The organism is Mesorhizobium sp. Arg314, from assembly GCF_053714275.1.
Genome location: NZ_JBSKBP010000093.1, coordinates 1 through 8,488 on the forward strand (window position 1 = coordinate 1; position 8,488 = coordinate 8,488).

Consider the following 8,488-nt stretch of genomic DNA (forward strand, 5'->3'; position numbering starts at 1 on the left):
GCATCGGCCGGCCGACACTTCAACGTCATCCGCTTCCTTGTCCCGCTGGTCCTGACGGATGCGCTCGTCGACGAAGCGCTGGGCATCATCGACGAATCGATCGACGTCGCGCTCGAGAGTGAACTTGCTCCCGCCAAGGCAACCGCTCAGGCCAGGTGAGACCTCATGGACTTTGCTGATCCCTCAGAGGCACTTGCACTGGCAGGTGAATTCCGTCGGGCACCGTTCGGGCCTCACAGCCCGAACCTGCAGAAGCTTCTGCGCATGTTTCGCAGTCTCCCGATCGCCGGAAAACATGCCTTGCTGACAATTCGGCCCAATCGCAGCTGGATGCTTGTCACCCTCACAGGGATCCCCGGCCGTCCCATGACAAAACATGAGGACATCATCTTTGAGGACCTGGCGGAGGCGGAGTGGTACGTGTTCCGCCAACGCTGGCGCCAACATTTCGGAACTGAGCTTCCGGATGGAGCTGAAGCATGAGGACGCTGTCTGGTTACACAAACGTCATAAGCGCCAAGCCGGGCGACACTGTTGAATTCAAGGTGAGTTCGCAAGGTCCCGCATCGACCTTCTCGGCTCGGCTGGTACGGCTCATTACTACTGAAGAGCATCCGCGCACAGCCGGTTTGATCGAACGTGAAGTCGAAGCCGCGTTCAACCGGGAATATCCCGCTCGACGGCAGCCGATCCACACTGGGTCTTACGGCTGTGTGGACCATGCGACCGCGTTTTCCGGCTTAGGGGACTTCACGTTCCAGACCTGGCTCTGGCCAACCCTGCTTGGAACCAGGCGTCAAACCATCGCTGGTACTTGGGACGAGAGCCGCAGCTTGGGTTTTGCGATTGAGATCGACGAGACGGGTCGATTGACGTTTTTGATAGGCGATGGTGAAGGGAACCTGTCCACCGCCAATTTGCCCACGCCGTTGCTTGAGCGGCAGTGGGTCTTCGTTGCGGCCAGCTACAGTGCAAAAGACCGCACCGTTGTCCTGCACCAGGGTCCCCGCTGTGATATCGGTGATCTCGGCTCCCCGGAGACCCGTAAGTTTGATATTGCTGCCTTTCATGGGAACCGTGCGCAAAGACATTTCTTCATCGCTGCCCACAAAGCGTCCGATGGCGACGGACCGTTGTTGGCAGGCGGGCATTACAACGGGAAGATCGATTCTCCTAAACTTCACGCCTGCGTCCTTTCGGTTGAGGAGATGGCCTCGCTTGGCAGCGGCGCCGCCGTCGACCGGCTAAACGAGTGTGTTTCAGCCGCTTGGGATTTCAGCATCGATCAGGGCTCGGACGTCTTCAAAGATGTTTCGGGCAACGGACTGCACGGTCACCTGGTCAACATGCCTACCCGGGCCATGAAAGGTTTCAACTGGACCGGGAGATTCCATGACTGGCGAACCGCGCCACATGAATATGGCGCTATCCATTTTCATGACGACGACCTCTATGACGCCGGCTGGTCGACCGACTTTGCCTTCACGATCCCGAGCGGGCTCGAAAGCGGCGTTTATGCCGCGCGCCTCGACGCTCAGGACGCAAGCCCAGCCTATGTGATCTTCTTCGTAAGGCCGTCGAAGGGCCAGGCCACTTCCGATGTGGTCTACCTGGCCTCGACGGCGACTTACATGGCTTATGCCAACCAGACGCTCATCGCACGCGACCCGCTCGACGAGATGAGCATGGGCAGCCTTCTGATTTTCGGAGAAGATGACGTTTTCCTCAATGAGAACCCGGAATACGGAAAGTCGCTGTACGATCTTCACACCGACGGAAGCGGCGTTTGTTATTCGTCGCGTCTTCGGCCCGTCCTGACCATGTCCCCCAATGCAAAATATTGGAGGTTCGGTGGTGACGGGTATCTGACCGGCTGGCTCGATGCGTTAGGCATAGCCGCAGACTTCATCACGGACGAAGACCTCCATAACGAAGGAGAGAGCATTCTCGCACCTTATCGGGTCGTCCTGACGGGATGCCATCCCGAATACGTTTCTTTGGCAATGTGGGATGCGCTGAAGACACACCTCGGTCGAGGCGGCCGTTTGATGTATCTCGGCGGCGACGGGTTCTATTGGAGGACCGCGTTTCATCCAACGCTGCCTGGGTTGATCGAGGTTCGGCGCGCTGAAGACGGTTCCCGCGCCTGGTCGGCTGAAGCGGGCGAATATTTCATGAGCACGACTGGCGAATACGGTGGGCTATGGCGTCGCCAGGACCGAACCCCCAACCAACTCGTTGGAATTGGCTTTTGCGCACAGGGTTTCATGTCAGGTTCATATTACCAGTGGTGTCCGGGCAGCACGGATCCCCGCGTCGATTTTGTTTTCAAGGGTATCACCAAAGGTTCGAAGTTCGGGGACTATGGCCTGGCTGGCAATGGCGCTGCCGGACAGGAACTGGATCGTTACGATCCGGCCCTCGGCTCACCAAGACATGCTGTCGTTATAGCCACTTCCATCGATCATACCGACAACATGATGTTGACTAAGGAAGAGTTCGGCGCGATGCATTGGATGATTGGTGGGAGTGAGAACAAAAACGTCCGGTCAGACATTGTCTTTTTCGAAACCACAGGCGGCGGAGCGGTTTTCTCCGTCGGGTCCATTTCCTGGTGCATGAGCCTGCCCGTCGACGACTACGAAAACGATGTCTCCCGAGTCACGCGGAACGTTCTTGAGCGCTTCCGTGATCCCAAACCGTTTCCGTTACCGGGTTCACAGTTGTGGGTCGACTCCACGGATGCCGCCATCACCTGAGTAAGCACGCTTTAGGTCGGCCGGTTCGGCTCGATCGGACATTGCATTAACGGTCGGGGGACAGGCCTGGTCACCGCAACCTGGCATCGGCTGGGATTCGTCAACAGTCTGTATCCACGCCGCCCATCGTATCGCTTTCGTTCAGTTGATGCCGGATGGGCCAATGGAGCGCGGTGGCATTCCTGGAGGCCGCTGTTGCCATACTACGCGAAGCCGGGGATCGTATTGAGCGCGTGATGACCGAAACGGCTCGTCTTCATCGATAGACTGACCTGTCGACGAAGATCGCGCCGCTGGGCGCGCCAGTGCCTCCTCGTCACTCGAAGTCCATTACCTTCACCGGACGCTGCGGCTGACCGGCCTTACCGCGCCATTCGTCTACGATGGTGCCATGAACGGCACCGGCTTCCGAACCTATGTCGAGCAGGTCATTGTCGCGAACCTTGTACCACGCGACATCGTCACCATAGACAACTTGCCGGCGCACAAGGCGGCCCCCGCCGTCCAGTGAAAATTGCGAGGGAATCTCCATGAGATACCTACCCTGGCCACAAGAATTACCGGCCTCAAATGCTAGCTTATTATACAAATATTTTACGTATCCTAACATTATATACTAAGTTTAACCAAACGTTTTTGTTCTTTCTCTGGACCCCGGAATGCAGTTATGGCATCTATCTGAGCAATTGTTCAGACGCTGAGAAGCCGGTGCTTAAGCTCTGCTGTGCACGGCGACTCCGGTCGCTGTGAAACGAGTCGACGCAGTTCAATGTGGGTGAAATGCAATGACGACATCAAATCTGGTCCAGCTCGACGACAGGCTTCGTGCCCAGCGTCAGACTTTCGAGAGCCTCCCAATCATTGACGTGGGCCCGTTGTTGGACGGAAGCGACGCACGAAGCGTGGCGAAAGAATTTCGATGGGCGCTAACCAATGTCGGTTTCATGTACATCACGAACCACGGTATCGCCGGGGCCCTGGTGGATGAGACCTTTGCGCAGGCTCAGGCTTTCTTCGACCTGCCAGTTGATGAGAAGATGAAGTTGCATATCAGTAATTCCGGCGTCGCGCTCCGCGGTTATATCGAAATCTTCGGCGAAAACACCGACCCTTCAAAAACCAAGGATTTAAAAGAGTGCTTTGACATCGGTCCCGAGCGGCCGAGTGTCGAAGGTCCGTTCTTTGGGCCCAACCAGTGGCCGGCCACCCTACCCGGTTTTCAAGAGACCGTGTTCGCCTATCATGAGGCGATGAAGGAGCTATCGATAAAGCTTCTGAGGGGGATAGCGCTCAGCCTTGATCTTCCACCAGATTTCTTCGAGCCGAGAATGAAGGACCCCATCACGATCCAACGATTGCAGCACTATCCGCCGCAGACCGGGGTCGTGGACGAGCGCATCATCGGTATCGGCGCGCATACCGACTATGGCAACTTGACCATTCTTGCACAGGACAGCGTCGGTGGGCTTCAGGTGATGAACCGCGATGGGGTCTGGGTTGAGGGCAGTCCGATCCCTGGTACCTTCGTCGTCAACATCGGCGATTTGCTGCAGAAGCTGACCAACGATCTCTATATCGCGAACCTGCATCGAGTGGTGAACACCTCCGGACGAGAACGCTATTCGATACCGTTCTTCATCGACGCGGATCATGACGCTGTTTTCGCGCCCTTGGAGAACTGTGTTTCCGAGGCCAACCCAGCGCGATACCAGCCGATCACTTGCGGAGTGCATAAGTTGGAGAGATTTGTCAGCACTTTGCCTCATTATGGAAATGACCACAGCCAAATCAATGACACGTCCCCGCCACGAAAACTCGATGCCACTGCATGGGGCAACGGTCACGATTCCGGCTGAGCGCGACATGTGGGCTATTCAGCACCTGGCTGCTTGGTGCCTGGATGCGCATGAACGTCACAGATCGACTCGGCATCGTGCCGCGTACGAATAAAGGTGTTCAGGCATGGCGAACAAGACGATCGAGGTGACCCAGTCATGCCTGAGACGCCAACGTCGGGTGGGCAAGGCGAAACCAACGTGGATGGTGTCGGTCGCGGCTTTAATGAGCCACCAGAAGAACATCACGGAATCTGGTCCGCTCTTGGCGTCCATGCACCACTCACTTGCGGACCGCCCATAGAAGGGAAGGGGAGGAAGGTCATATGACACGCTTTGTCGGAAAGGTTGCTCTGGTGACGGGAGCCAGCAGCGGCATTGGAGCAGCAATCGCCAACAGGCTGGCAACGGAGGGAGCCAGGGTTTTTGGGGTCCAGCTTGACGACGCCAGCCATATAGAAACGATCATCGCAGACCTTTGCGAACCCGACGTTCCCTCCAGGATCATTGACGATGTCGTTCAACAGGCTGGCCGACTCGATTTCCTCATCAACAACGCTGGGCGCATGGTTGAAGCAAAAGTAGACGAGACAGGGCTGGACGAGTGGCGACGCACAATGACGCTCAACCTTGAAGCTCCGTTTCTATTGATCAGCCGTGCGATGCCTCATCTGCGCAGAAGCCGCGGAGTAATCGTCAATATCGGATCGATAGAAGGGCTAGCGTCCAACCCGGGACATGCGGCCTACTGTGCTTCGAAGGCAGGGCTGCACGGCCTGACTCGTGCTGTGGCAGTCGATGGCGGCCCAGATGGGGTGCGTTGCAACGGGGTGGCTCCCGGATGGATCGATACGAATCTGAATGTCAGTTTCCTCGCCGCTTTACCCGAGCAGGCGCGGCAGCGGCTTGGTGCCATCCATCCGTTGGGTCGAACCGGACGGGTTGATGAGGTAGCAGCTATGGTCGCATGGATTGCCTCTGACGAGGCTGCATTCGTAACCGGGCAGATCTTCGTCGTGGATGGCGGCCGCACTGCAAAGCTGAGTCTTCCGTGAGAGTACAGAAAAAAGTCCTGTGCGTTTCGCGCTGTTCCTTGTGTTAGTATGCTGCTGGGATGCCCTGTTGAAGCGCAGCGGAACGAAGCAAACCCGCGGGTGACGACCCGAATTGAATTGGCGCTTTTCTGTATGCAAGCCGATTCACCGAAAGCAATGAATTGCCGGCTCTCGCGCTTGTCATGAGTGTGCAGCAGCCCGCGATGACTCCTGCAGCGGCGCCATCACGATCTGACGGTCAGTCTGGTGGAGTTGCGGTTCACTAGTCGGATCAAGGCGGTCGCGAGGGGCGATCTTCAACGCCGTTCCCCTATATTGAATGTAGCCTAGGAAAGATTGCGCGGGCTCGCTCCATGATCTAAGGCGATAAGCCAGATACGATCCGCGTAACGGAGGCTTCCTCAGGATGGCCTGCTGCCGGTTTTTCGGACACGAGGTTAAGCTAACATAGCTTGTTCCTCGAACTCCACGGGGCTCAGATAGTCCAACGTAGAGTGCCTCCGCCGCGGGTTGTAGAAGCGTTCGATGTAGTCGAACACATCCGCCCTGGCGGCATCTCTCGTCCTATAGACCTTGCGGGCTGTTCGCTCGGTTTTCAGCGACGAGAAGAAGCTCTCCATGGCTGCATTGTCCCAGACATTGCCCGACCGGCTCATCGAACACGTGATCCCGTGGTCGGCCATCAGGCGCTGGAACTGCTCGCTCGTATATTGGGCGGATTCAAGCGGTCGTCGCAACACTGATTGTGTTCACTCACGACAGCAACTCGTCAAGTGCCTCTGCTGGTGTTTTCCAGCAAGGGTTTTTCTCGGTCGGGCATTAAGGGCCGCTGCCACGGCGGCGATCTCGTCGGCGCTGTGGACGCTCAGGTCGGTGCCCTTCGGGAAGTACTGACGCAGCAGCCCATTGGTGTTCTCGTTGGTGCCGCGCTGCCAGGGGCTTTGCGGATCGCAGAAGTAGACTTGGACACCCGCGTCGATCTTGAGACGATCGTGCTGAGCCATTTCGGCTCCCTGATCCCAGGTCAGCGAACGGCGCAGTTCTTCGGGTAAGGTGATGATGGTGCGCGTAATCGCGTCGCGCACGGCTTCGGCCCCATGTCCCGCGAGAGCAGGGCCATTCTTCACGCGCGGAGCTTCGCCATGCCCCGCGAGCCGGGGAAGATGCAGCAACATCGTGAAGCGTGTCGTACGCTCAACCAGTGTGCCGATCGCCGAGCTGCCAAGACCAAGGATGAGGTCTCCCTCCCAGTGACCCGGCACCGCGCGATCGGCCGCTTCGGCGGGGCGTTGACTGATCATGATCTCCGGCGAGACAAAGCTCTTACCTCGACTGCGTACGCGGGCCCTGGAGACCCGCAGCACGCGCCCCGTTCGCAAGCAGGCCGACAGTTCGCGGCGTAGCGCTCCCCGACCCTGAGGGCTTGATAGATGGCTTCGTGGCTGATGCGCATCGTCTTGTCGTCCGGGAAGTCGATCGGCAAGCGTCGGGCGATCTGCTCCGGGCTCCAAGCCCTGGCCCATCGCCGATCCTTTCGCGGGCCGTGCCGGCGGCCCTTCCACCGAACGGCCGGACCAGGAACGGCGGCGCCACTTGGGGTCATGACGACGCCGGCCAGTCGCTGCTCCACATAAGTGCGCAAGGTTGTGTTGAGCGCAAGCTTGGTCGGTTTGGGCCGACGGGCCGATCGGTCGGCGTGCCATTGGGCTGTCGATGCACGATATTCCAGCCCGCCGCTGCGCGTCGCGGCATTGCGTCGTAGCTCACGGGAGATGGTCGAGGCGGATCGGCCAAGGCGGCGTCCGATCTCGCGTCTCGGAAGGCCCTGAACGCGAAGAAGTGCGATCTCCTCACGTTCCGCAAATGCAAGGTATCGCTCTGACGGCCGCTTGGTGGAAGATCTGAACATCGCTGGTGCCATGCCGCCCGCCTGTCGGAACAATCTGGTTCCAACAGGCTGCGACATACCAGCCGCCAGCGCAGCATCTTCGCTGGTCAGCCCCTGCGCTATCCCCAACCAGAATCGCTGGAGTTCAGATCGCCTCGCCACTGGCGGACGTCCCGGTGACGGCAACGGTGCCCGTCCAGAACGGTGTGATCGCTTTCCAATGCCCATTGCAACCTCCTTCGTTCAGGTGTTGCGACGACCGCTTGAATCCGCCTTTGCGATCCCTGGTCGGAATGATGCAGCAGGCTGTCCGGTTTGCCTCGGCGCCAGATCGCCATGACGAGGGCGTCGGTGACGAGCTGCGCCGTCATCTCGGCCTTCATCGCCCAGCCGACGACACGGCGAGAGAACAGATCGACCACGGCGGCAACGTAGAGCCAACCTTCTGCGGTCCAGATGTAGGTGAAGTCGGCGATCCATTTCTGGTTCGGCGCCGATGCCTCGAAGGCGCGGTCGAGAAGGTTGTCCGACACGGCGGCTCGTTCGCCTGTATCCTTCGGCAATCCGCGACGCCGAGGCCGGGCACGCAGCCCGTTCTCCCGCATCAGCCGCTCGACACGATGCAGGCCGCAGGAAAGACCCTCGGCCAGCACGTCATGCCATACGCGACGAGAACCATAGGTGCGGTCGCTGCTCTTGAAGCTGCGGTCGATCCTAGACACGAGGATCTCGTCATGCCGGGAGCGAGCGCTGGGGCTGCGGTTGAGCCAGGCATGGAAGCCTGAGCGGGACACATCCAGCGCACTGCACAGCCATGCCACCGGCCAGATGTTCCGGTGCCTCGCGATGAAAGCGAACCTCATGTCACTTCCCTCGCGAAGTAGGCTGCGGCCTTCCTAAGAAACAGCACCGCCGGCGTCGCAGGGAACGGCTTGCAAGACGAAGCCCAGC

Annotated in this window: 5 protein-coding genes and 4 pseudogenes; 5 read left to right on the forward strand and 4 right to left on the reverse strand. The window is 58.8% G+C overall.

What is annotated here, in order from left to right:
* Positions 1–165: 165 nt before the first annotated feature.
* From ACWGS9_RS33400 to ACWGS9_RS33415, 4 genes and pseudogenes are all read left to right on the forward strand, one after another.
* Entirely contained in the window at positions 166–483 is a 318-nt protein-coding gene (locus ACWGS9_RS33400; RefSeq protein WP_454509226.1) for an ABC transporter permease, read from the forward strand.
* Positions 480–2,759, forward strand: coding sequence for a N,N-dimethylformamidase beta subunit family domain-containing protein (locus ACWGS9_RS33405; RefSeq protein WP_454509227.1), 2,280 nt, complete (start codon positions 480–482; stop codon positions 2,757–2,759). Before ACWGS9_RS33400 ends, ACWGS9_RS33405 begins: the two co-directional genes overlap by 4 nt.
* Before the next feature lie 240 nt (positions 2,760–2,999).
* Positions 3,000–3,255, forward strand: a pseudogene (locus ACWGS9_RS33410) (IS630 family transposase); the annotation flags it as partial.
* A 289-nt stretch (positions 3,256–3,544) separates the two neighbouring features.
* On the forward strand, positions 3,545–4,615 hold the full coding sequence (locus tag ACWGS9_RS33415) for an isopenicillin N synthase family dioxygenase (protein ID WP_454509228.1): 1,071 nt from the start codon (positions 3,545–3,547) through the stop codon (positions 4,613–4,615).
* A 57-nt stretch (positions 4,616–4,672) separates the two neighbouring features.
* Here the strand turns inward: ACWGS9_RS33415 and ACWGS9_RS33420 are convergent, their stop codons facing one another.
* Positions 4,673–4,870: a hypothetical protein gene (locus ACWGS9_RS33420; RefSeq protein ID WP_454509229.1), complete on the reverse strand. Its 198-nt coding sequence runs from the start codon at positions 4,868–4,870 to the stop codon at positions 4,673–4,675.
* Positions 4,871–4,920: 50 nt separating this feature from the next.
* Here ACWGS9_RS33420 and ACWGS9_RS33425 point away from each other — a divergent pair, with 50 nt between their 5' ends.
* Positions 4,921–5,649: an SDR family NAD(P)-dependent oxidoreductase gene (locus ACWGS9_RS33425; protein ID WP_454509230.1), complete on the forward strand. Its 729-nt coding sequence runs from the start codon at positions 4,921–4,923 to the stop codon at positions 5,647–5,649.
* A 437-nt stretch (positions 5,650–6,086) separates the two neighbouring features.
* On the opposite strand, the pseudogene ACWGS9_RS33430 reads toward ACWGS9_RS33425, so the two are convergent.
* The 3 pseudogenes from ACWGS9_RS33430 to ACWGS9_RS33440 form a co-directional block, all read right to left on the reverse strand.
* Positions 6,087–6,365: pseudogene (locus ACWGS9_RS33430) on the reverse strand (IS3 family transposase); the annotation flags it as partial.
* Positions 6,366–6,402: 37 nt separating this feature from the next.
* Positions 6,403–7,765 (reverse strand): annotated as a pseudogene (locus ACWGS9_RS33435) (IS30 family transposase).
* Between the two features lie 32 nt (positions 7,766–7,797).
* Positions 7,798–8,433 (reverse strand): annotated as a pseudogene (locus tag ACWGS9_RS33440) (IS3 family transposase); the annotation flags it as partial.
* Positions 8,434–8,488 lie beyond the last annotated feature (55 nt).